Source organism: Nocardia rhizosphaerae, assembly GCF_042650365.1.
In the GTDB taxonomy this organism is placed as follows: domain Bacteria; phylum Actinomycetota; class Actinomycetes; order Mycobacteriales; family Mycobacteriaceae; genus Nocardia; species Nocardia rhizosphaerae.
This window is the reverse complement of the sequence record NZ_JBHSBA010000006.1, coordinates 178746-201052: the sequence shown is the minus strand read 5'-3', so window position 1 is coordinate 201052 and position 22307 is coordinate 178746. Positions and strand designations below refer to the sequence as shown.

Genomic DNA, 22307 nt, shown 5'->3' with positions numbered 1-22307 from the left:
TGCGAAACGGCGCCTGATCGACGGGACGGGCCGCGACCGCCGACTTCGTCGGCGTGACCCTCCTCGGGGTCGGGTCGTGGGGGCTGGGTTGGGTGGTGAGGCTGCGGTGCCTATTGGAGTGCTGGCGCGCTCGTGTCGCCGCTGCGCGGTGGACCCTCCTCGGGTCGGGTCTCGTGTGGGGCTGGGTTGGGTGGTGAGCTGCGGTTTTCTCGTATGCCGGGCTCGGGGCTATTTTCTGTTGTTTCTTTTCGGCCAAATTGCTCGCGTTGATTTGGTGAATTGCGTTTGTGTGACAGATGATGCGTTGGCACCTCAAGGTGAAGTTCCTGGCTCGTGTTCGACATGTTTGTGTTCCATGAGACAGTCCCTCGTCCCGGTGGTTCCGTGGGGCGGCGGACAGGGAGGTAACTGACTCGATGAGCAAGCGCATTCTCGGTTGGGCCGCACGGGCGGCGGCGCTGGTCGCGGTGGCCGGATTCGGCACCATGGCACCGGCGGTGGCCGAACCTCTTTTCCCCGGTGGTCCCGATATTCCCGGTGTCAGCTCGATCATCGCGACACCGTCGCCGTGTCCGGTGGTCGAGGCGCGGGCTTGCATGCGGCTGTCGACGAACGAGGCGTGGCTGGTCGACAACGGCCGCGTCGTCTTCGGTCCGACGCCGATCTCGCACGGCATGCCGGGGTACGAAACCCCGCCCGCGGTCACCCGTATTTCCTTCAAGCGGGAATTCCACTGGAGCACGATGCACAACGCGCCGATGCGCTGGGCCACCTTCTTCAACGGCGACATGGCTTTCCACGTCGGCCCGGTGGATTCCAAGTCGCACGGCTGCGTCCGGATGACCGAGGACGGTGCGCACCGCTTCTTCGACTACCTCAACCCGGGCGACATCACCCAGGTGATCGTGTAGAACTCGGCGTGTGCGCAGGGTAGGTGGTTGATCGGCGGGGCCGTCGCCCTCACCCCGGACGGCGGTCCGTCGGCCACGTACCCACGGTGCTGCGAAAGCTATGGTCGGAGTGCTGGTCATAATTATGACCGAACGGTATCCTGGCTGCATGGAGATCATCCCCATCACCGAAGCCAAGACGCGCATCGCTGAACTCGCTGATCGGGTGGCTCGCGAGCACGATCACTTCACGATCACCCGCAACGGCCGTGCTGACGTGATGCTGATTTCTGTCGCCGAGTATGAGTCGATGCAAGAGACCTTGGAGGTCCTTAGCGACAAGGAAACGATGTCTGACCTGCGGAAATCTGCCGAGGACTTCGCTGCGGGCGAGACGTTCGATGCCGATGAGGTCCTCGCTGAGCTGGAGCGGCACCATCGCGGTGTCGCATGACCCGACCTGCCGAGCCCTACGCTGTGGTGCTGTCGGCCCAAGCGCGCCGTAACATCCGGGAACACCTGCCTTCGGATGTCGCGTTTGCCGCGCTGGAGACCATCAGGGGGCCGATCGCCGCGAATCCTCGTCGTGTGGGCAAGCCCCTGAACGAACCATTCGATGGATTCTATTCCGCGAGGCGGGGCACGTACCGGATCGTGTACCGCATCAACGAAGACAAGCACGCAGTCGAAATACACTCGGTCCGCCACCGGCGCGACGTCTATCGTTCCTGAACGGTGGCATGGCCTTCCGTGGCGACATCACCCAGGTGATCGTGTAGAACTCGGCGTGTGCGTAAGTGGTTGATCGGCGGGGCCGTCGCCCTCACGGTGGTCGTGGCGGTGGCGGCCGGGCTGTATGTCCTGATGAATTCGCGGACCTATCAGCTGGCGGGCCGATTGGTCGACCGGGTGGAGACGACCGAGAAGGTCGTCGCGCTCACCTTCGACGACGGCCCCACCGATCGCACTCCCGAGGTGTTGCGGACGCTCGCCGACCTGGAGGTCACCGCCACCTTCTATCTGATCGGTGACAATCTGGCCGCCAACCCCGAGTACGGTGCGGCCATCGCGGCCGCGGGGCACGAGATCGGCAACCACTCCTACCATCATCGGCGCATGGTGTTCATCTCCGGCGAGACCGCGCGCGACGAGGTGGAACCGACCGACGCGGAGATCCGCCGCACCGGCTACCGAGGTCCGATCACCTTCCGTCCCCCGTACGGCAAGAAGTTGTGGTCGTTGCCGCGCTACCTGTCCGAGCACGACCGCACCACGGTGACCTGGGACGTCGAGTCCGACTCCGCCGGTGGTGCCACCAGGGCTGCCATTGTCGCCGACACGATGGCGGGCACCCGCCCCGGCTCGATCGTGCTGCTACACGTCATGCACCGCGGTGAGTCTCTCGCGGCGCTTCCCGAGATCGTCGAGGGGCTACGTGCCGAGGGCTATCGCTTCACCACCGTCTCCGACCTGATGCGGCGGTAACTCGCCGGGCCGTGCGCGGGTCAGCCGCCGGGTGTGGTGGCACGGTGGTAGTTCGCCTGTGCCGCGCGGACGGTGTCGATATTGGTTTCCAGCACCTCGATCAGCGCTTCCAGCCGGTCGGCCACTTGCGCGCCCAGTTCGGTCAGGGTGTATTCCACGCGCGGTGGAATGGCCTCGAGGACCTCGCGATGAACCATGCCGTCGCGTTCGAGCGTCTGCAGGGTCTGCGACAGCATCCGTTCGCTGACGCCGTCGACGCGCCTGCGTAGCGCGCCGAACCGATACGGCCCCTCGCGCAGCGCGACCAGGGCGAGCACGCCCCAGCGGCTGGCGACATTCTGCAGCACGGGTCGTGAGCCACAGTTGCGCGCGAAGACGTCGGCTTCCAGCGTCGGGCCTCCCGCCGCCGAGGGTGGTCGCTGCGTGCTCATCGCCTGATCGTACCGCTCTTGACTAGAGTGCCTGCGGAATGAATAGTGCTAACTATTTGTTAGTGCATGGCGGATCGTACGTACTCTTGGAGGTAGAAGATGACTGTCGCGGTGACCGGAGCGAGTGGACAGCTGGGTAGGCTCGTTGTCGAGGCCCTGCTGACGGCGGGCGAGCGGCCCGTCGCGATCGTGCGTGACCCGGCCAAGGTCGCCGACCTCGCCGATCGTGGTGCGGTGGTCCGGCAGGCCTCCTACGACGACCCGGCCGCGCTCGACGCCGCGCTGACCGGCGTCGAGCGGCTCCTGCTGGTCTCGGGTAACGAGTTCGGCTCGCGGGTCGCCCAGCACACCAACGTCGTCCGGGCGGCCGAGCGCGCCGGCGTCGATCTGCTCGCGTACACCAGCATTCCGGCCGCGACCAGGAATCCGATGATCCTCGCGCGGGAACACCGCGGCACCGAAGAGGTGCTCGCCACCGCGGCCGTGCCCACCGTGCTACTGCGCAACAGCTGGTACTGGGAGAACTACGCGGCGGGTGCCGCGCACGCCGCGCGGACCGGCGTGCTCGCCGGCGCCTCGGGTGCGGGCCGGGTTTCCGGCGCGCCACGCGCCGACTATGCCGCCGCTGCCGCCGCGGTACTCACCACCGATGGTCATGCGGGCCGGACCTACGAGCTCGGTGGTGACGATGCCTTGACCGGTGCCGAGATCGCGGCCGTGATCGCCGAGGTCGCGGGCAGGCCGGTGCGCTACGAGAACCTGGCCGAGACCGACTACGCGGCGGTCCTCGGCGAGGCCGGGCTGCCGGAGTCGGTGGCCGCGGCCCTGGCCGATGCGGACACCGGGATCGGCGCCGGGCTGCTCGAAATCCGTACCGGCGAACTGGCCGCGCTCATCGGGCGTCCGGTCACCCCGCCGGTGGCGGCGTTCCGGGCGATGCTCGGCTGAAACGGGGGTGGGCCGATGGGGAGCTGGTGTGGCAGAGTTCGGGTGTGGCTTCCGATACTCCCCGCCGACCCGTGCACGTCTACCTGAGTGGGCTGCTGTTCGTGGTGGGCATTCTGCATTTCGTCGCGCCCAAGCTCTTCGACGGCATCGTGCCACCGAAGCTGCCCGGCAACCCGCGGACCTACACCTACGGGTCCGGGGTCGCCGAGCTCGGGGTGGCGACGGCCCTTGCGGTGCCGCGGACGCGCCGCCTCGGCGGGTGGCTGGCCGCCGGGCTGTTCGTCGGGGTGTTCCCGGCGAACGTCCAGATGGCCGTCGACGTGGTCGGCAATCCGAAGGCGTCCGGCCTGTTCAAGGCCGGGGTGCTGGCGCGCCTGCCGCTGCAGATCCCGCTGGTGCTCGGCGCACTGCGGGTCGCGCGCCGGTAGCTCACACCCACTGCACGAGCTGGATGACGATCCCGTTGGGGTCGGTCAGCTGGAAGTAGCGCTCGCCCCATTCCTCGGTCTCGATCGCGGTCTCGATCGGGACCCCTTCGCCGCGCAGGCGCTCGTACTCGGTGTCGATGTCGTCGACGGTGAACACCACCAGCGTGCCGTCTCCCGCGCTGCCCGCGATCCGGGTCGGCTTGAACGTGCCGAGCCCGGTACGCAGGTAGATGACATTCATCCCGGCATCCGGCCGGGCGAGTGAGACGAAACCGTCGGCGGCCATCTGCTCGGTGAATCCGAGATGGTCGATCAGGAACCGCGCCGACGCCTTCGGGTCGGCGACATTGAGCGAGATGGCGGAAGCGGTGATCTGCATGCGGACTCCTGGGTGCGGTTACTCCGTACTTTGTACGCTTGAAACGATGCCGAGAGACCGCCGGTTCCGCTCTATGACCTACGTCACTGCTCTTGGTCTGTCACTCGCTCCGCCAGATGGACGGTCACCGTGTCGCCCTCCTGCTTGCCGATGGCCGCGCGGATGTCGGCCTTCACCGGAAGTTTGTGGGTACCGTCGCCGAGCGCCATGAAGGAACTCCGGAACGGATAGCCATCGATCGTGCCCCGCACCTTGACCAGCCCGCGAGTACCGAAGAACTCCGCCGACTCCGGCCAGACGACATAGGTCCAGCCGCCTTTCTCCTGGCTCTTCTGCAAAGTCGCGGTGAACTGTTTGTCCAGCATGGTGTGCCACCTGTCTCGAGTTCTGGCTCTTACCAGGTAAGACGACAGCACCCGAGCGATCTCATCGGTGCTGTGCCTGATGGCGCCGCCCCGAGGCCCACCAGGATCGGCGCTAGAAAGTGTCGCGGTCGATGCGCAGAGTGGTGATGGTGGCGGCCAGGCCCTCGTACTGGTTGATCAGCAGCACGATCTCGATGAGGCGACGCTCGTCGTAGTGTGCGGCGAGTTCGGCCCAGGCGGCGTCGTCGACATCGCGGGTGCGCACCAGCTGGTCGGTGACGGTGAGCAGCGCGCGCTGCCGTGGCGTCCAGCCCTCGGCTTCGGGGCCTGCGCCGACCCGATCGATCTCCACCCCGGTGAGTCCAGCCTTGCGGCCCAGGCGGCGGTGGTGGTCGGTCTCGTAGGCGCAGTCGCGCAGGTGCGCGACGCGCAGGATCACCAGCTCGGCCTCGGCGCGCGGCAGCCGCCCGCCGGGCATGAGCTTGCCGGAGAAATGCAGCCAGCCCCGGAACAGCCCACCGGTGCGGCCGAGTGTGCTGAAAAGGTGCGCGTCGTCGGTGCCGGAGGCGCGGGAGAGCACCTGCCAGACGACCCAGTTGATCGGCCCGAGCTCCCCGAAGCGCCCTGGCGAAATGCGTGGTCGGACGGCGGACTCCATGCGTCGGAGCGTACTCGGCGGTATCGAATTTGGGAGCGGACTGCGGTAGTCGTGCCGGTTTTCTTGGTTTCCAGTGGTTTTCGCACCGCTCGCGCGTCATGATCGGGGGGCACCGCGGCGGCGGTGCGAGGACGCAGCACTGGTAGGGGAACACAAGCACATGCTGGTTCGGATCAGGCCGGGGCCGGAGCTCAGCGGCGCCGAGCGCGAGTTCGTCGAGTGCCTGCGCGCGTATCCGAGCACCGGGCTCGCGCTGGTGGATTGCCGGGTGGGCGATCGCAGGCTCGGCGCGGTGATCATGACGCCGCGCGGGATCACGGTCATCGAGGTGAAGGGGTTCCGGCGGCGGCAGAGCGGACTGCTCGCAGTGTCGGCCGGCGCGTGGACGATCAGCGACAACCCGCTGGAACTGGACACCGAGCAGTCCGCCGGGCTCACCGACCAGGTCGAGCACGGCGTGCACGCGGTGCGGGTGGCGCTGGAACAGGCGCTGCAGGACGGCGGGCACATCGCGGGCGCGGTGGTGCTCGTGCCGTATCGGGGGGTGGTGGTTCGCCCGGCGCGCACCGCGCTGCGCCCCGGTCTCGACGTGCTGATCGCCAACACCATCGACGCGCACGAGCTGCGGGTCTACCTGGAGGGTTTCGCCGCGGGCCGCCGCGAGTGGACCGTGGACCGGGTGCGCAACGCCTGCACCGCGCTCGGTGTCGCCCAGCTGACGCCGTCGAAGGCCGAACTGGCCGACGACGGGTTCGACACCAACCGCCCCGCGCAGGCCCCGATTCCGCCGCCGCCGCGCAAGTTCACCGCACCGGTCGCGGCGCCGCCGCCTGTCGCGCCGTCGCGCCGCGACAGGCTGGTCGGCCCGATCGTCTTCGCCGCCGCCCTGCTCGGTGTGTTCGTGGTGTTCCTCGTCGTCGGCCATGCCCTGCTCCAGGATTCGCCGGGCCAGCGGTCGACCACGACGACGACAACGACCACCACCTCGGTCGCCGTCCCCGGCACGCAGCCACGGCCCGAGTGCTTCCCGTTCGAGCCGACCTGCTGATCAATCCCGCACGGCGCGACCGAGTTTGGTGAACGCGATGGCCTGTTCCGCGCGCACCCGCACGTGCGCGCGCGAGGTCGCGATGTGGGCGGTGAGCGAGCGCAGTGCCAGCTCCGGCTCCCCGGCGAGTACCTGCTCGGCGATGGTGATGTGATCGGCGGTCATGGCGGCGATCCGGTCGGCGGTCGGCATGTCCATCGTGCGGACCGGGCGCACCCGCACATGCAACGCCGCCAGTGCCTCGGCCAGCGCCGAGTTTCCCGCGGAGCGGAGCAGTTCGATGTGGAACCGCTCATCGGCGGCGACCAGCGCGGTCCCCGGTTCCGGTGGAGTGTCGCGGTAGTCGAGCCAGTGCGCCAGCTCGGTGCCGACGGCATGCAGGTCGTGGCCGGCCGAACCGCCGCTCACCCGCTGGAACCCCCGCGCTTCCAGCACGATCCGCAATTCGAACAGCTCGTCGAGTTCGGCCAGCCGCGGCCGGTAGAGATAGAGCCCGTCGGCGTGCCGCTGAATCAGCCCGTCGGCCTGTAACCGGGCCAGCGCCTCGCGCACCGGAGTGCGCGAGACGCCGTAGCGCTTGGCCAGCCGTTCGGCGCGCAGCCGTTCGGCCGACGGCAGCGCGCCGGTGGCCAGGTCCTCACGGAGCGCCTCGTAGACGCGTTCGGCCAGCGACACCCGCCCCCTGCGTGGCATCCGCGTGCCTGCGTTCAGATCGCCATCGCGGCGCGGACCGCGGCCTCCGCGCCTGCCCCGCCGGCGCCGGTGGAGCCGAGATGCCCCGAATGCAGCACGTAGTAGTGGCCTGCCGCCTGCAGGGCGAAGCCGATGTGCTGCTCGACCAGCAGCACGCTGAGCCCACCGCGCTGGGTCAACTCGATGATGGTGCGCTCGATCTCGGCCACCACCGACGGCTGGATGCCCTCGGTCGGCTCGTCCAGGATCAGCAGCTTGGGCTCGGTGATCAGGGCGCGCGCGATGGCCAGCTGCTGACGCTGGCCGCCGGAGAGCAACCCGGCCTTGCGGGTGAGCAGTTCCCGCAGCGCGGGGAACAGCGTGAGCGATTCCTCGATCAGCGCCTTGCCGCGTTTACGCCCGTCGGCGACCACCTGTAGGTTCTCGGCGGTGGTGAGCTGTGGAAAGCTCTGCTGCCCCTGCGGAACATAGGCGATACCGCGCTTGACCCGCTGCGACGGCGACAGCTTGGTGATCTTCTCGCCGTCGAAGGTGATCGTGCCCGACTTGGTCGGCAGCAGACCGACCGCGGTGCGCAGCAGGGTGGTCTTGCCCGCGCCGTTGTGGCCCATGATGGCGACCACGCTGTCGTCGGGCACGGTGAGGCTGACCCCGTGGATCACCTCGGTGCGCCCGTAGCCGGAGTGGATGTCGTGTAGTTCAAGCATCGGCCGATTCCTTGTCCGTCGTGTCCTCGGCCAGTGCCGCGGTGCCGAGATAGACCTCCTGCACCTTCGGGTCGGCCTGGACCTGCTCGACACTGCCCTCGCTGAGCACCTTGCCGCCCGCGAGCACCGTCACCGAGGTGGCGAAGGAACGCATGAAGTCCATGTCGTGTTCCACCACCACGACGACGCGGTCACTACCGATGCGGCGCAACAGGTTTCCGGTCTCCTCGCGCTCCTCGGCGCTCATCCCGGCGACCGGCTCGTCGAGCAGCAGCACCGAGGCGTTCTGCACCAGCAGCATGCCGATCTCGAGCCACTGCTTCTGGCCGTGCGCGAGCACCCCGGCGGGCTGGTCCCGCAGCGCGGTGAGACCCGTTGTCTCCAACGCCTCTTCGATGGCGGGCAGTACCGACTTGCGCTTGCGCAGCAGTGTCAGCGCCGACCGGCCGGCGCCTGCCGCGATGTCGAGATTCTGCAGCACGCTCAGCTGCTCGAACACGCTCGCGGTCTGGAAGGTGCGGCCGACGCCGAGCCGGGCGATCTGGTGCACCTTCTTGCCGATCAGCTCGTTGCCGGTCTTCTGGGCCGAGCCGGTAGCAGGCACCAGACCGGTGATGGCGTCGATGAGGGTGGTCTTGCCTGCGCCGTTGGGGCCGATCAGGAACCGCAGGTCGCCTTGCAGCACCGTGAGGTCGACGTCGGTGACGGCCTTGAATCCGTCGAAACTGACCGAGAGACCACGGATTTCGAGGTACTCGCTGTCCATGCCGGCATTGCCGCCCGCTTTGGGTTCGTTGCTCATCGCGCTTCCACCTTCTCCTCGGTGCCGACGGCGGGTTCGGCCGGCGGCGGCGCCGGTTTCCGGCTGTCGAGCCAGCCCTTGAGCAGCGGCCACAGCCCGGCCAGGCCCGCGGGGATGAATCCGACGACGACGATGAACAGCACGCCCTGCAGATACGTCCAGCCCGAAGGGAACGATTCCGACAGTGAGGTCTGCGCCCACGCGACGCCGATCGCGCCCAGTACCGGGCCGAGCAGCGTGGTGCGGCCGCCGATGGCGACGCCGATCAGGAACGCGATGGACGGGACGATCCCGATGTCGGCCGGCGAGATGATCCCGACGATCGGAGTGAACAGCGCACCAGCGATGCCCGCCAGGAACGCCGCGACCACATACGCCACGATCTTGATGTTGGCCGGGTCGTAGCCGAGGAACCGCACGCGCTCCTCGGCGTCGCGCACCGCGACGAGCAGTTCGCCGTAGCGGCTGTTGTTGAGCTGACGGATCAGCGCCACCACCGCGAGCAGCGTGCCCGCCGCGATGAAGAACAGCATCTGCCGGTTGACCGGGTCCGACAGGGTGAACCCGAAGAAGGCGCGGAAGTCCGACAGGCCGGTGAAGCCGCCGATGGCCTGCTGGCCGGTGAGCAGGATCGCCAGCGCCGCGGCCAGTGCCTGACTGAGGATGGCGAAGTACGCGCCGCGCACCCGGCGCTTGAACACGCCGAAGCCGAGGATCGCGGCGATCAGGCCGGGCAGCACCAGGATGGCGATGATGGCTACCGGCGCCGAGCTGAACGGCTGCCAGAAGCCGGGCAGTTCGCGGATGCCCGCGATCTCCATGAACTCGGGGACGTCGTTGCCGAGGCGGGCCGCGTCGGCGAGCTGCATGTGCATGGCCATGATGTAGGCGCCGATGCCGAAGAACACGCCCTGGCCGAGGGTGAGCATGCCGCCACGGCCCCAGGCCAGCCCGATGCCCGCCGCGACGATGGCGAAGCACAGGAACTTGGCGAGCAGGTTCAGGCGGAAGTCGCTGAGCACCGCGGGGGCGACACCGAAGAGCAGGATCGCGGCGAGGCCGAATCCGAGCAGCGGCGTAGCCCGCGGGTAGTCCCGAAGACGTTCGGTCAGTGCGGTCGTCATGCCAAACTCCTTGTCCGCACGGTGAACAGGCCCTGGGGGCGGACCTGCAGGAAGATGACGATCAGCACGAACACGATCACCTTCGCGATGGAGGCGGTGGTCGAGTATTCGATGAACGAGTTCAGCAACCCGAGCGCGAACGCCGCGATCACCGTGCCCTTGATCTGACCGAGCCCGCCGATCACGACGACGAGGAACGCGTCGATCAGGTAGCTCTGGCCGATGGTGGGACTGGTCGAGCCGATCAGGGTGAGCGCCACACCGGCGACACCGGCCAGGCCGGACCCGATGAAGAAAGTGCTGATATCGGTGAAACGGGAAGAGATACCGGAGGTTTCGGCCAGTCCACGGTTCTGCACGACGGCCCGGATCCGCCTGCCCATCGGGGTGGTCTTGAGTACGGCGGCCAGCGCGGTCACCGCGACGATCGCCAGCACCAGGATGAAGATGCGGGTCTTGGGGACCACCGCGCCCGCGATGGTGATGCCGCCGCTGAGCCATTCGGGGACGAGCACGTTCTTGGCCGGCGCGCCGAAGATGTCGCGCGCGGCCTGCTGCAGCACCAAGCCGACACCGAAGGTGACCAGCAGCGTGTCCAGCGGCCGGTCGTACATGTACCGGATCAGGCCCATTTCCAGCGCGGCGCCGAGCAGGCCGCCGACCAGGAAGCCGAGCAGCAGTGAAACCAGCAGCGAGACACCCGCCGACGAGAACACCTGCTGCACAACGTAGGTGGTGTAGCAGCCGGCCATGATGAACTCACCGTGCGCCATATTGATGACGCCCATCTGACCGAAGGTCAGGGCGAGGCCGAGCGCGGCGAGCAGCAGAATCGATCCCAGGCTCAACCCGGTGAAGAGCTGGCCGATCAACACGTCCATTGCAGTGGACTCCTTGGAACTGGGGCGGTGTGGGACGCGCAGACAGCGCGTCCCACACCGGTCGGGCGGCTTACTTCAGGCCCTTGGCCCAGTCGTAGGACTCGAGGTACGGGTCGGGGGTGATGGCATCGCCGGAATCCCAGACGGTGTAGATCAGGCCGTCTTCGCGGATCTCACCGATGCGGGCGGTCTTGCTGATGTGGTGGTTGGAGCCGTCGATGGTGACGGTGCCCTCCGGCGCGTCGAAGCTCACGCCGTCGGCCGCGGCCTGGATGTCGGCCACCGCGAACGAGTCCGCCTTCTCCACGGTGTTCTTCCACAGGTAGACCGAGGCGTAGGCGGCCTCCATCGGGTCGGAGGTGGGCTTGTCGGCGCCGAACGCGGCCTTGTAGTCGGCGACGAACTTCTTGTTCGCCGGGCTGTCGACGGTCTGGTAGTAGTTCCAGGCGGTGACCTGGCCCGCGATGTTCTGCGCGCCGATGCCGGCGACCTCTTCCTCGGCGATCGACACCGAGACGACCGGCATGTCGGCGGCCTTCAGGCCCGCGTTGGTGTACTCGCGGAAGAAGGCGACGTTGGAGTCACCGTTGAGGGTGTTGAACACCGCGTCGGCGTCGGCGGAGCGCACCTTGTTGACGATGGTGGAGAAGTCGGTGGAGCCGAGCGGGGTGTAGTCCTCGCCCTTGATCTCGATGCCGTTGGCCTCGGCGTATGCCTTGATCACGCGGTTGGCGGTCTGCGGGAAGACATAGTCGGAGCCGACCAGGTACAGGGACTTGACGCCCTTTTCCTTGAGGTAGTCCAGCGCGGGCACGATCTGCTGGTTGGTGGTGGCGCCGGTGTAGAAGATGTTCTTGCTGTCTTCCAGGCCCTCGTACTGCACGGGGTAGTAGAGCAGCGAGTTCAGGCTCTCGAACTTGGGCTTCATGGCCTTACGGCTCGACGAGGTCCAGCCGCCGAAGACCGCGGCGACACAGTCGGAGCTGATCAGCTTCTCGGCCTTCTCGGCGAAGGTCTTCGGGTCGGACGCGCCGTCTTCGAGGACGATCTCGATCTGCTTGCCGAGCACACCGCCCGCGGCGTTGATCTGGTCGATCGCCAGCTTGGTCGAGTTGGCAACGGTGACTTCGGAAATCGCCATGGTGCCGGAGAGCGAGTGTAGCGAGCCGACCTTGATCGTGTCCGAGGTGGTGTCGACGCAGGACGCGGCGGTCGAACCGGACGACGCGTCGTCGCGGGCACCGCACGCGGTGAGCAACAGGCCTGCGACGGCCACCGCGGCAGGCACGGCGAGCGCCTTGACCAAACGGGAATCAGACATAGGGCGGTTCTCCTCATCAGGTGGTACGGCGGCGCCATACGCGCCACAACGAATACCGCCGCGTGTACACCGGGTTGTATACAGCGGCTGTATTCGTCAGGCGAACAGTAGGTGGCCGATGTTGCCCCGAAATATCTGTTGGTCACATGCCCGTTTCGGCTGTTTCATCCGTGTGAATTGTTCATCGCGAGACGGCTCCCGAGTTCGGCGTGGCTACGGTTGCGTAGGGGTGATCCGGTGCGGCACGCTTCGGTTTCGTACGACGTCGAACAGCCGGAATCGCGCGGCACTCGGGCCGCGCGGGGTCAGTCGAGGAGGAGCCCAGTGGGGCACTACAAGGCCAACGTGCGTGACATCGAATTCAATCTGTTCGAGGTGCTCGGGCTCGACAAGCTCCTCGACACCGGCGCCTACGGCGACCTGGACTCCGATACCGTGCGCCAGATCCTCGACGAGGTGAAGCGGCTGGCCGAGGGGCCGATCGCGGAATCGTTCGCCGCGGCCGACCGCGAGCCGGTGGTCTACCGGCCGGAGACCTTCGACATCACCGTGCCCGAACCGCTGCGCAAGACGGTGGCCGCGGTGCACGAGGCCGGCTGGTATCGGCTCGGCATGCCGGAGGGCATGGACGGCACCCCGGCGCCGAATGTTCTGATGTGGGCGCTCAACGAACTCGTCGTCTGCGCCAACCCCGCCGCCAGCTTCTTCAACATGGGCCCGGTCATGGGCTCGGTGCTCTACGAGGTGGGTACCGAGGAGCAGAAGCGGTGGGCGCGTGGCGGTTTCGAGCGCGGCTGGCAGGGCACCATGGTGCTCACCGAGCCCGACGCCGGGTCCGATGTGGGCGCGGGCCGCACCAAGGCGGTACCGCAACCGGACGGGTCGTGGCACATCGAGGGGGTGAAGCGGTTCATCTCCGGCGGTGACGTGGGCGAGGTCGCCGAGAACGTCTTCCACCTCGTGCTCGCGCGACCGGAAGGCGCGGGACCCGGCACCAAGGGCCTCTCGCTGTTCTACGTGCCCAAGTTCCTCTTCGACCCGCAGACCTTCGAGCTCGGCGACCGCAACGGTGTCTATGTCACCGGGGTCGAGCACAAGATGGGGATCAAGTCCTCGCCGACCTGCGAGCTGACTTTCGGCGGTACCTCGGTGCCCGCCAAGGGCTGGCTGGTCGGCGACGTGCACAACGGCATCGCGCAGATGTTCAAGGTGATCGAGAACGCGCGCATGACCGTCGGAGTGAAGTCCTCCGGCACGCTGTCCACCGGGTATCTGAACGCGCTCGAATACGCCAAGACCCGCGTCCAGGGCGCCGACCTGACCCAGATGGCCGACAAGGCCGCACCGCGGGTGACCATCACCCACCACCCCGACGTGCGCCGGTCGCTGGCCATGCAGAAGGCCTACGCCGAAGGGCTGCGGGCGGTGTATCTGTACACCGCCGCGCACCAGAACGACGATGTAGCCCAGCTGGTGTCGGGCGCCGACCCCGAGCTCGCGCACCGGGTGGACGATCTGCTGCTGCCGATCGTCAAGGGTGTCGGTTCCGAGCGCGCCTACCAGCTGCTCACCGAGTCGCTGCAAACCTTCGGCGGGTCCGGCTATCTGCAGGACTACCCGATCGAGCAGTACATCCGCGACGCCAAGATCGACTCCCTCTACGAGGGCACCACCGCCATCCAGGCCCAGGACTTCTTCTTCCGCAAGATCGTTCGCGATCGCGGCGCCGCGCTCGGTCATGTGAACGCCCAGATCAGCGCCTACCTGGACAACGACAGCGGCCGCTTCGCCACCGAACGCGCCCTGCTGCGCACCGCCCAGTCCGATATCCAGGCGATGGCGGCGACCCTCACCGGTTACGCCATGGCGGGCCAGACCGACGCGACCGAGCTGTACAAGGTGGGCCTCGGCTCGGTCCGCTTCCTGATGGCCGTCGGCGACCTGCTCATCGCCTGGCAGCTACTGATGCAGGCCGATATCGCCGCCGCCGCCCTCGCCGGCGACGCCTCGCCCAAGGACCGCCCGTTCTATCAGGGCAAGGTTGCAGTGGCCACCTTCTTCGCCAGGAACGTCCTGCCCGAACTCACCGCGACCAGGAACATCCTCGCCAACCTGGACAACGACATCATGTCCATCCCGGAAGAAGCCTTCTGAGTGCTGTCCAGTACCGCTGGCGACTACTCGTAGAGATCTTCACGCCGTGCCCTGGCTGCCGGCGGTGAGGATCTCATCCATCATCTGGCCGATGGTGAGATTAGCGGGTTCACCGCCTTCGGCAACGGCTTCATCGGCGATCCGGCCGAGTTGCTCGTCCTCCCACTCCTCGAGCTTGGCGAGCATGAACATCGGAATCAGCGCGGCGGCGGGTTCGCCCGCGCGCGTGATCACGGTGATGTGTCCGTCCCTCGCCGCGCTGGTGACGACGGCCGGAAGCTGAGCTCGGGCTTCACGAATGCTGAGCTGATCGTCCATTCATCATGTGTACACCCGAGGGCGTACACCCCGGGTGTAACCGACTACTTGATCAGGTAGGGGGAGACCGAGCTGCGGTGTTCGCTGATGTCGAGGGCCTTGCCGAGTGGGGGGAAGGCGCGCTGGGGGCAGTTGGAGCGGACGCAGACGCGGCAGCCCGCGCCGATCGGGGTGGCTGAGGCCTCGCCGAGGTCGATGCCGTCGGCGTAGACGACGCGGCCCGCGTGGCGCAGTTCGCAGCCGAGGCCGATGGCGAAGGTCTTGCTCGGCTGGCCGTAGCGGGTGGCGCGCCGTTCCACCGTGCGCGCCACCCACAGGTATTTGCGGCCGTCGGGCATCTGGGCGATCTGGGTCATGATCTTGCCCGGATAGGCGAAGGTCTCGTAGACGTTCCACAGCGGGCAGGTGCCGCCGCTGGCGGAGAAGTGGAACCCGGTGGCGGACTGGCGTTTCGACATATTGCCCGCGCGGTCCACGCGGACGAAGGAGAACGGCACCCCGCGCAGGCTCGGCCGCTGCAGCGTGGAGAGCCGGTGGCAGATGGTCTCGTAGCTCTGGGAGAAGAAGGCCGAGAGCCGCTCGATGTCGTAGCGGAAGTCCTCGGCCACCTCGTGGAAGTGGTTGTAGGGCAGCACCGTCGCGGCGGCGAAGTAGTTGGCCAGGCCGAGCATGGCCAGCTTGCGGGCCGCCTCGGAGGCGAAATTGCCCTCCTCGACCAGCTTCTCGAGCAGTGGCCCGCACTCCAGGTAGGCGAGCTCGGCGGCCAGTTTGAAGGTGCGCTGGCCGCCGGACAGGTGCGGGGAGATCTCGAGCTGGTTGGTCTCGGGGTCGAAGTGGTGCAGCACGCCCTCGCCGAGGTCGATCCGTTCGGCGATACGCACGCCGTGCGCGCGCAGCAAGCGGACGATCTCGGTGCTCACCTCGCCGCCGTGGAACCGGATGCGGGCGGTGAGGTCCTCGGCCGCGGTGTCGAGTTCGTGGATGTAGTTCTGCCGCTGATAGAAGTAGTCGCGCACTTCCTCGTGCGGTTTGGAGATGGCGGCGCTGCCGGAGCCGTCGGCGAACCGGTCCTCGGTGGCCGCGGCCAGCTGGGCGCTGGTGTTGCGGTACCGGTTGTGCATGGCCACCAGGGCGCGGGCCATGCTCGGATGCGCCGAGACCATGTCGGCGATCTCCTGGGTGTCGGCCTCGATGCCCAGCTCGGCGTCCATCACGACCTCCTGGAGCTCGGCGATGAGCCGGGTGTCGTCGTGGGCGGAGAAGAAGGCGGGGTCGACGCCGAAGACCTCGTTGATCCGCTTGAGCACCGGCACCGTGAGCGGGCGAACGTCGTGCTCGATCTGATTGAGATAGCTGGCCGAGATCTCCAGTTTCTGGGCCAAGGCGACCTGGCTCAGCCCGCGTTCGGTCCGCAGCTGGCGCAGCCGCGCACCGACAAAGGTCTTGGCCATGCGTCCAGCTTATGGCGGTTTTCGCAGCCTTGCCAACGGAACATTAACAGCGTGGGGTGAGCGATGTGTCACACCGTCGCGTTACCGTCATCGGGTGCTGTTCAGTGATGTCGTCGCGGCCTCGGCGGCCGTGCGGGCAACCAGGTCACGCAAGGCGAAGATCGCCGCGCTGGCCGAACTGCTCGCGGCCGCGGGCACTGGGGAGATCGGGACGGTGGTGGCGTGGCTCTCCGGCGAGCTCACCCAGGGCCGGATCGGGGCGGGCTGGCGCACCGTCACCGGCCTCGACACCCCACCGAGCCCGGCGCCCAGCCTCACCGTCACCGCGGTCGACGGCGTGTTCACCCAGCTCACCGGCCTCAGCGGCGCGGGATCGACGCTGCGCAGGCGGGAACTGCTCACCGAGCTGTTCACCGCGGCCACCGCCGACGAACAGTCCTTCCTGCTGCGGCTGCTCACCGGCGAACTCCGGCAGGGCGCGCTCACCGCGGTCGTGCTCGAGGCGCTGGCCACCGCCACCGGCATTCCGGTGGCCGTGGTGCGGCGCGCGCACATGCTGTCGGGGCGGCTGCCCGCGACCGCGATCGCCGCGGTCACCGGTGGCGAGGCGGCGCTGGCCGCGTTCCGGCTCGAGGTGGGCAGGCCGGTCGCGCCGATGCTCGCCGCGCCCGGCGGCTCGCTCGACGAGGCGCTGGCCGAACTCGGACCGCGGGTGAGCGTCGAACACAAGCTCGACGGCGCCCGCATCCAGGTGCATCGCGACGGCGACCAGGTGTGGGTGTTCACCAGGACCCTGCGCGACATCACCGCCGGTGTGCCCGAACTGGTGGGCCTGGTCGCCGGGCTCGACTGCACCAGCGTGGTCCTCGACGGCGAGACGCTCGCGCTCACCGATGCCGGTCGGCCCCGCCCGTTCCAGGAGACGATGAGTCGCTTCGCCACCGCCGCCGACACCGCCGACCTGCTGCTGCACCCGTACTTCTTCGACTGCCTGCACCTGGACGGCACGGATCTGCTCGACGAACCGCTGCACGTGCGCCGGTCCGCGCTCGAGCGGGTGGCGGGCGAGCACAGCATTCCCGCACGCATCGCCCCCGATGCCGAGGCAGCCGCCGAGTACTACGACGACGCGCTGGCCGTCGGTAACGAGGGCGTGATGGTCAAGTCGCTGGACGCGCCGTACGCCGCGGGGCGACGCGGCCGGGCCTGGCAGAAGATCAAACCGGCCCACACCCTGGACCTGCTGGTGATCGGTGCGGAATGGGGTTACGGCAGGCGCACCGGAAACCTGTCGAACCTGCACCTGGCCGCGCTCGACCCGGAGACCGGCGAGCCGGTGATGGTCGGCAAGACCTTCAAGGGGCTCACCGACGAGTTGCTGCGCTGGCAGACCGCGGAGTTCCCGCGCTACCAGACCGGCACCGACGGGCACGCGGTGTTCCTGCGCCCTGAGCTCGTCGTCGAGATCGCGCTCGACGGTGTGCAGGCCAGCACCCGCTATCCCGGCGGTGTCGCGCTGCGTTTCGCGCGGGTCGTCCGGTATCGGCCGGACAAAGAGCCCGCGCAGGCCGATACCATCGATGCCGTGCGCGCGCTCGGCGGATGGTGAGATACAACAGTTTTCGATTCCCCTGGCAGTGCGGCATCGGCGCGCTAGCATGCACGGGTGGTTCGGCGTGTGGAAAAAACCGATAGCGGTCGTAATTACGGCGGATTATCGCGTCAGCAGCGAGTGGCATTGCGGCGCAATCGGTTGACCGACGCCGCGCTCGAACTATTCGGTACCCAGGGTTATTCGGCGACGCCGATCGAGCGTCTGTGCGCGACGGCGAATGTGTCGACCCGCAGTTTCTACGAGGACATGGGCAGCCGCGAAGCCCTGCTGATCGCCCTGGTCGACCGGCTCAACTCGGCCGCGTTGCAGCAGGTGGACGCGGCCTTGGCGCGTAACCGCGAACAGCCGCTCGTGGTGCGGGTGGTCGAGAGTTTCCGCGCCTTTCTCGCGGTGACCTGCCGGGATCGGCGCGCGGCGCGGGTGTTCTATGTCGAGGTGGTCGGGGTGAGCCCGGCGGTGGAGGAATGGCGGCGCGCGCAGCGGCGTTCGGTGTCGGCACTGCTCACCAGGGAAGCCAAACGCGCCGCCGAGCGCGGTGAAGCGGAATCGCGCAGCGTGCACCTGTTCACCCTCGCGCTGATCGGCGCGGTGAATTCGCTGGCCCAGGAGATGGTGCACGCCACCGTGCCAGGTGACGCGATCTCGGTCGACGAGATCTGCGACGAGATCGCCTATTTCATCCGGTCGGGGCTTTCCATCCGCCCAGCCGCCCTGCCCGGCTGAGCCGACGAAAAAGGGAGGCGCCCCCGGTGTGGGTCGCCTCCCTCATTCGTCGTTCGGTGGGTCAGATACCCATGCCGGCGGCGAGCAGCGGCCACGAATCGTGCAGCGCCTGCTCCCAGTACGGCCAGTAGTGGGTGCCCATCGGGGTGAACTGGTAGGTCGCCGGGATGCCGAGCGAGTCCAGCTTGGCCTTCAGGTTCTGGCTGCAGGCGTTGGTCGCCGCCTCGATACCGATGCCGAGGCCGAGGTTGAGCACGCCGGTCGGGCCGGGCGCGCCCTCCAGGTAGTACTGCACATCGGCGTTGGACGGCATGCCGCTACCGCTGGAGATGTAGAGGTTGGTGCCGCGCAGCTTCTCGGCATTGATGACCGGGTCGTTCTCGACCCAGGCCGGATCGTTGTCGGCGCCGTACATGTTGTCGGTGTCGCCACCGGCCCAGGTCTCCACGGAGAACTTGACGGCCTGCTTGCCCATCGGGTCGGCGATCTGCGCGCAGCCACTGTAGGCGGCGACCGACTTGAACAGGCCGGGCTTGGCCTCGGCCAGCTGCAGCACCGAGGTGCCGGAGGTGGACAGGCCCGCCAGCGAGTTCAGCCCGGTGGAGTTCAGCGTCTCGTCCAGCAGCGGCGGCAGCTCTTCGGTGAAGAAGGTGGTCCACTTGTTGAGCCCGAGCTTGGGGTCTTCGCGCTTCCAGTCGGTGTAGTAGCTACCGCGACCACCGATCGGCTGGATGACGTTGACCTGCTTGTCGGCGAGGAAGCCGAGCGCGTCGGTCTGCGCGGCCCAGCTGGCGGTGCCCTCGCCCGCGTCCAGGCCGTTGAGCATCCACAGGTTGGGGGCGGGCTTGGACTCGTCGACCGGACGCTGCACGTCGATCGTGATGTCCTTCTTCATGGCCGCCGAATACACCTTCAGGTGCCAGGTGCGGCCGTCCTTGACGACCGACGTCACCGACGAGGGCTTCTCGGGTTCGGCGGAGGCGGCGCCGCCCGCGATCACGGCCACCGACAAAGCGGTGGTCAGGGCCACGGCGGTGGTCCGCATGGCGGCCACGGTACGTAGTGCAGAGAGCTTCATCGAACAGTCGGTTCCAGTCCACGGGCCCCGTCGGCCCCGTCATCGAGTTGTTTCCCCCCGCGGCGCGAGCGTGCTCGACGGCCGCGGAGCTGTCAGATCCTGTCGACACTCTATGTCCTCTCGCGTCCACGATTCGTTACCGGCTCGAAATTCGGCGTGACCTCGAGCACTTAACGGCCGCGCAATACAGCTCCCGATTTCGGAAATACCGCCGCAACCAGCCGCTCTTATGGTGACGACCATGGCTAAGGAAATCTCCGGCGGCGCGGTGGCCGGGATCGCGATCAGCGGGTTGAGCAAGACATTCCGGGTCGGCCGCACCACCGTCGAGGCGCTCGGCTCGGTCGACCTGCATACCGGCGCCGGGGCATTCCTGTCCCTGCTCGGTCCGTCGGGCTGCGGCAAATCGACGGTATTGCGGATTCTGGCCGGACTGGACACCCCGACCTCGGGGACCGCGACGATCAACGGGCAGACGCCGGAGCAAATGCGCAGCGGCCATCAGCTCGGCATCGCCTTCCAGGATTCGGCGCTGCTGCCGTGGCGCAGCGTCGAGTCGAATATCCGGCTGCCGCTGCAGGTGGCCGGGCTGCCCGCCGCGCCGGACCGGGTCGCCGAACTCATCGCGCTGGTCGGCCTCGATGGTTTCGAGAAGGCCAAACCCGCCCAGCTGTCCGGTGGCATGCGGCAGCGGGTGTCCATCGCGCGGGCGCTGGTGGTGCAACCGTCGGTGCTGCTGCTCGACGAACCGTTCGGCGCGCTCGACGACATGACCCGTCAGCGGCTCAACCTGGAGCTGCTGCGGATCTGGACCGAGAAGCCCGCCACCACGCTGATGGTGACCCACGGCATCAGCGAGGCGGTGTTCCTCTCCGATGTGGTCGCGGTGATGAGCCCGCGGCCGGGCCGGGTTCTCGAACTGGTGGAGATCGACCTGCCGCGCCCGCGCACGCCGGAGCTGATGCGGACCCCGGAATTCCACAAGTACTGCGACTACCTGTCCGAGCTGCTGTTCGGCCGGGGCGTGGCGGCATGAGCTGGCAGGTCATCGGTCTGCCCGGCGCGGCGGCCACGTGCCTGGTCACGGCCGCCGCGACGGAGCGATGTCGTGCACACGGCCGGATGGGGTCGAGCGCAGGCGGGGCGGGGCATGAGTAGTCAGCAGGTGGTCTCGCGCAGGCGGCGCCAGGTGGTCGCGGCGCCGCGCGGTGTCTTGCGGGCGCCGGGCGCGCGGATGTCGGGCGCGCTCGGAATCGTGGCGCTGGTGGCCCTGTGGTGGGCGCTGGCCGCGGCCGGGGTGGCCGGCGGCACGATCCCGTCGCCCTGGCTGGTGCTGTCGACCATGTGGTCCGACGGTTGGGCGCTCTACGGCCCGAACGTCCAGGTGACGGCGGTTGGCGCGTTGCAGGGGTTCCTGTGGGGTAACGGTGTCGCGCTCGCGATCGCGGCGCTGATCATGCTCGTCCCCCGGATCGAGCCGCTGGCGACCCAGCTGGCCATCCTCAGCTACTGCACACCGCTGGTGGCGCTCGGCCCGATCATCCTGGTGGTGTTCGGCGGCCGGACACCGACGGTGTTCCTCGCCGCCATGTATTGCTTCTTCACCACGATGGTCGGCGCGGTCGCCGGCCTGCGCTCGGCGGACCCGGCGAGCCTGGACCTCATCCGGGTCTACGGCGGCGGGCGCTGGCAGCAGTTGTACCGGGTGCAGGCCATCGCGGCACTGCCGAACACCTTCGCCGCCTTGAAGATCGCCGCGCCGTCGGCGGTGCTCGGCGCGATCATCGGCGAGTACCTCGGTGGGGTCGACAGCGGGATCGGCGTGGCGCTGACCGCCGCCCAGACCGCCTACAACGTGCCACGCACCTGGGGCATGGCGCTGGCCGCGGCCGGGCTGGCCGGGCTCGGCTATCTGCTGGTTGCCGTCGCCGCGCGGTTGCTGACCCCGTGGACCGCGAAGGAGACGCGATGACCGCGCTGCGCAGTATCGGCCGCTTCCTGCTGCCGCTCGCCATCTCACTTGCCCTGCTGATCGGCATCTGGGCGCTGTTCCTGCGCGCCTTCCCACAGATCGGGCCGCGGGTGGGCAAGACGCCGTCGGATATCTGGCGGTACCTGGTGACCGCGCCCGGCGCGCCCGCCGCGCGCCAGGAGATCCTCGACGATCTGGCGATCACCCTGCGCGACGCGACGACCGGCTTCACCGTCGGCATGCTCGGCGCGCTCGGGGTCGCCGTGGTCTTCGTGCTGTATTCGGCCGTGCGCCAGACCTTCATGCCGGTGGCCATGCTGCTGCGCTCGGTGCCGCTGGTGGCGCTGTGCCCGATCGTGGTGCTGGTGTTCGGTCGCGGCACGGCCGGGGTGACCGTGCTGACCGCGATCGTCGTGTTCTTTCCGGCGCTGGTGATCGTGATGACCGGCCTGCGCGAAGCGCCGAGTCAGGCGACGGAAGTGGTGACCGTCTACGGCGGCTCGCGCTGGACCGCGCTGCGGCTGGTCGCGATCCCGGCGGCGCTGCCCTCGGTGTTCACCGCGGCCCGTATCTCGGTGCCCGGCGCGCTCATCGGCGCGCTGCTCGGGGAATGGCTCGGCAGTGGAACCGGATTGGGCGCTAGCCTGGTGCGGGCGATCCCGCTGTTCCAGTACAACCGGCTGTGGGCCTCGATCGTGGTCGTGACCGTGGTGTCGGTGCTGCTCTACGCGATCGTCGGGGTGATCGAGAAGCTGGTGCTCACCGGATTCGCGGCAACTGAATAGTCGCGGAACGTCACGGCAAAGAGAACGAAACGCGGCGAATCTACCGTCAGC

At 68.1% G+C, this 22307-nt stretch carries 26 protein-coding genes; 13 read left to right on the top strand and 13 right to left on the bottom strand.

The features are described 5' to 3' along the window. Positions 1-416 precede the first annotated feature (416 nt). From ACFOW8_RS14385 to ACFOW8_RS14370, 4 genes are all read left to right on the top strand, one after another. Positions 417-911 (top strand): L,D-transpeptidase, encoded by a 495-nt coding sequence (locus ACFOW8_RS14385; RefSeq protein WP_378551095.1) that lies wholly within the window; start codon positions 417-419, stop codon positions 909-911. A gap of 148 nt (positions 912-1059) precedes the next feature. Beyond that, complete coding sequence (locus ACFOW8_RS14380; protein ID WP_378551094.1) at positions 1060-1344, top strand: type II toxin-antitoxin system Phd/YefM family antitoxin; 285 nt, start codon at positions 1060-1062, stop codon at positions 1342-1344. Further along, positions 1341-1622 (top strand): type II toxin-antitoxin system RelE family toxin, encoded by a 282-nt coding sequence (locus ACFOW8_RS14375; protein WP_378551093.1) that lies wholly within the window; start codon positions 1341-1343, stop codon positions 1620-1622. Before ACFOW8_RS14380 ends, ACFOW8_RS14375 begins: the two co-directional genes overlap by 4 nt. A 57-nt stretch (positions 1623-1679) precedes the next feature. Then, on the top strand, positions 1680-2375 hold the full coding sequence (locus tag ACFOW8_RS14370) for a polysaccharide deacetylase family protein (RefSeq protein WP_378551092.1): 696 nt from the start codon (positions 1680-1682) through the stop codon (positions 2373-2375). A gap of 20 nt (positions 2376-2395) precedes the next feature. Here ACFOW8_RS14370 and ACFOW8_RS14365 read toward each other — a convergent pair whose 3' ends face one another. Next, a complete protein-coding gene (locus ACFOW8_RS14365) occupies positions 2396-2806 on the bottom strand; it encodes a winged helix-turn-helix transcriptional regulator (protein WP_378551091.1) in 411 nt (136 codons plus the stop codon). Between the two features lie 99 nt (positions 2807-2905). On the opposite strand from ACFOW8_RS14365, the gene ACFOW8_RS14360 reads away from it, so the two are divergent. Continuing rightward, a complete protein-coding gene (locus ACFOW8_RS14360; protein WP_378551090.1) occupies positions 2906-3754 on the top strand; it encodes an SDR family oxidoreductase in 849 nt (282 codons plus the stop codon). Between the two features lie 44 nt (positions 3755-3798). Continuing rightward, positions 3799-4182 carry a DoxX family protein gene (locus ACFOW8_RS14355; RefSeq protein ID WP_378551089.1) on the top strand — a complete coding sequence of 128 codons (384 nt, stop codon included), beginning with the start codon at positions 3799-3801 and terminating at the stop codon, positions 4180-4182. Position 4183: 1 nt separating this feature from the next. Here the strand turns inward: ACFOW8_RS14355 and ACFOW8_RS14350 are convergent, their stop codons facing one another. From ACFOW8_RS14350 to ACFOW8_RS14340, 3 genes are all read right to left on the bottom strand, one after another. After that, on the bottom strand, positions 4184-4561 hold the full coding sequence (locus ACFOW8_RS14350) for a VOC family protein (RefSeq protein ID WP_378551088.1): 378 nt from the start codon (positions 4559-4561) through the stop codon (positions 4184-4186). Positions 4562-4644: 83 nt separating this feature from the next. Then, positions 4645-4926 (bottom strand): DUF1905 domain-containing protein, encoded by a 282-nt coding sequence (locus tag ACFOW8_RS14345; RefSeq protein ID WP_378551087.1) that lies wholly within the window; start codon positions 4924-4926, stop codon positions 4645-4647. A gap of 112 nt (positions 4927-5038) precedes the next feature. After that, positions 5039-5584 (bottom strand): carboxymuconolactone decarboxylase family protein, encoded by a 546-nt coding sequence (locus ACFOW8_RS14340; protein WP_378551086.1) that lies wholly within the window; start codon positions 5582-5584, stop codon positions 5039-5041. Between the two features lie 160 nt (positions 5585-5744). Between ACFOW8_RS14340 and ACFOW8_RS14335 the strand changes: the two genes are divergently transcribed. Next, positions 5745-6632 (top strand): NERD domain-containing protein, encoded by an 888-nt coding sequence (locus ACFOW8_RS14335; RefSeq protein WP_378551085.1) that lies wholly within the window; start codon positions 5745-5747, stop codon positions 6630-6632. Here ACFOW8_RS14335 and ACFOW8_RS14330 read toward each other — a convergent pair whose 3' ends face one another. From ACFOW8_RS14330 to urtA, 6 genes are all read right to left on the bottom strand, one after another. Further along, positions 6633-7325 carry a GntR family transcriptional regulator gene (locus tag ACFOW8_RS14330; protein WP_378551084.1) on the bottom strand — a complete coding sequence of 231 codons (693 nt, stop codon included), beginning with the start codon at positions 7323-7325 and terminating at the stop codon, positions 6633-6635. Positions 7326-7339: 14 nt separating this feature from the next. Beyond that, positions 7340-8032, bottom strand: a complete 693-nt coding sequence (gene urtE / locus ACFOW8_RS14325) for an urea ABC transporter ATP-binding subunit UrtE (RefSeq protein WP_378551083.1) — start codon at positions 8030-8032, stop codon at positions 7340-7342. Further along, entirely contained in the window at positions 8025-8834 is an 810-nt protein-coding gene (gene urtD / locus ACFOW8_RS14320) for an urea ABC transporter ATP-binding protein UrtD (protein WP_378551082.1), read from the bottom strand. Before urtD ends, urtE begins: the two co-directional genes overlap by 8 nt. Further along, positions 8831-9958, bottom strand: a complete 1128-nt coding sequence (gene urtC, locus ACFOW8_RS14315) for an urea ABC transporter permease subunit UrtC (RefSeq protein WP_378551081.1) — start codon at positions 9956-9958, stop codon at positions 8831-8833. The genes urtD and urtC overlap by 4 nt, the downstream gene beginning before the upstream one ends. Next, on the bottom strand, positions 9955-10839 hold the full coding sequence (gene urtB / locus ACFOW8_RS14310) for an urea ABC transporter permease subunit UrtB (protein ID WP_378551080.1): 885 nt from the start codon (positions 10837-10839) through the stop codon (positions 9955-9957). Before urtB ends, urtC begins: the two co-directional genes overlap by 4 nt. A gap of 70 nt (positions 10840-10909) precedes the next feature. After that, positions 10910-12160: an urea ABC transporter substrate-binding protein gene (gene urtA / locus ACFOW8_RS14305; RefSeq protein ID WP_378551079.1), complete on the bottom strand. Its 1251-nt coding sequence runs from the start codon at positions 12158-12160 to the stop codon at positions 10910-10912. Between the two features lie 324 nt (positions 12161-12484). Between urtA and ACFOW8_RS14300 the strand changes: the two genes are divergently transcribed. Further along, on the top strand, positions 12485-14314 hold the full coding sequence (locus ACFOW8_RS14300) for an acyl-CoA dehydrogenase (protein ID WP_378551078.1): 1830 nt from the start codon (positions 12485-12487) through the stop codon (positions 14312-14314). 39 nt (positions 14315-14353) lie between these two features. Here ACFOW8_RS14300 and ACFOW8_RS14295 read toward each other — a convergent pair whose 3' ends face one another. After that, positions 14354-14632 (bottom strand): type II toxin-antitoxin system prevent-host-death family antitoxin, encoded by a 279-nt coding sequence (locus tag ACFOW8_RS14295; protein ID WP_378551077.1) that lies wholly within the window; start codon positions 14630-14632, stop codon positions 14354-14356. Positions 14633-14676: 44 nt separating this feature from the next. After that, positions 14677-16083: an acetate metabolism transcriptional regulator RamB gene (gene ramB, locus ACFOW8_RS14290; RefSeq protein WP_378551076.1), complete on the bottom strand. Its 1407-nt coding sequence runs from the start codon at positions 16081-16083 to the stop codon at positions 14677-14679. Between the two features lie 94 nt (positions 16084-16177). Between ramB and ACFOW8_RS14285 the strand changes: the two genes are divergently transcribed. Both ACFOW8_RS14285 and ACFOW8_RS14280 read left to right on the top strand, forming a co-directional pair. Then, positions 16178-17692, top strand: coding sequence for an ATP-dependent DNA ligase (locus ACFOW8_RS14285; protein WP_378551075.1), 1515 nt, complete (start codon positions 16178-16180; stop codon positions 17690-17692). A gap of 144 nt (positions 17693-17836) precedes the next feature. After that, positions 17837-18421: a TetR/AcrR family transcriptional regulator gene (locus tag ACFOW8_RS14280; protein ID WP_378551074.1), complete on the top strand. Its 585-nt coding sequence runs from the start codon at positions 17837-17839 to the stop codon at positions 18419-18421. A gap of 61 nt (positions 18422-18482) precedes the next feature. On the opposite strand, the gene ACFOW8_RS14275 is transcribed toward ACFOW8_RS14280, so the two are convergent. Further along, positions 18483-19466, bottom strand: coding sequence for an alpha/beta hydrolase (locus ACFOW8_RS14275; RefSeq protein ID WP_378551073.1), 984 nt, complete (start codon positions 19464-19466; stop codon positions 18483-18485). Between the two features lie 274 nt (positions 19467-19740). Here ACFOW8_RS14275 and ACFOW8_RS14270 point away from each other — a divergent pair, with 274 nt between their 5' ends. The 3 genes from ACFOW8_RS14270 to ACFOW8_RS14260 all read left to right on the top strand — a co-directional run bounded on the left by ACFOW8_RS14270 (position 19741) and on the right by ACFOW8_RS14260 (position 22256). Beyond that, positions 19741-20535, top strand: a complete 795-nt coding sequence (locus tag ACFOW8_RS14270) for an ABC transporter ATP-binding protein (RefSeq protein WP_378551072.1) — start codon at positions 19741-19743, stop codon at positions 20533-20535. A gap of 198 nt (positions 20536-20733) precedes the next feature. Beyond that, positions 20734-21471, top strand: coding sequence for an ABC transporter permease (locus ACFOW8_RS14265; protein ID WP_378551201.1), 738 nt, complete (start codon positions 20734-20736; stop codon positions 21469-21471). Further along, entirely contained in the window at positions 21468-22256 is a 789-nt protein-coding gene (locus tag ACFOW8_RS14260; protein WP_378551071.1) for an ABC transporter permease, read from the top strand. Before ACFOW8_RS14265 ends, ACFOW8_RS14260 begins: the two co-directional genes overlap by 4 nt. Positions 22257-22307: the final 51 nt, after the last annotated feature.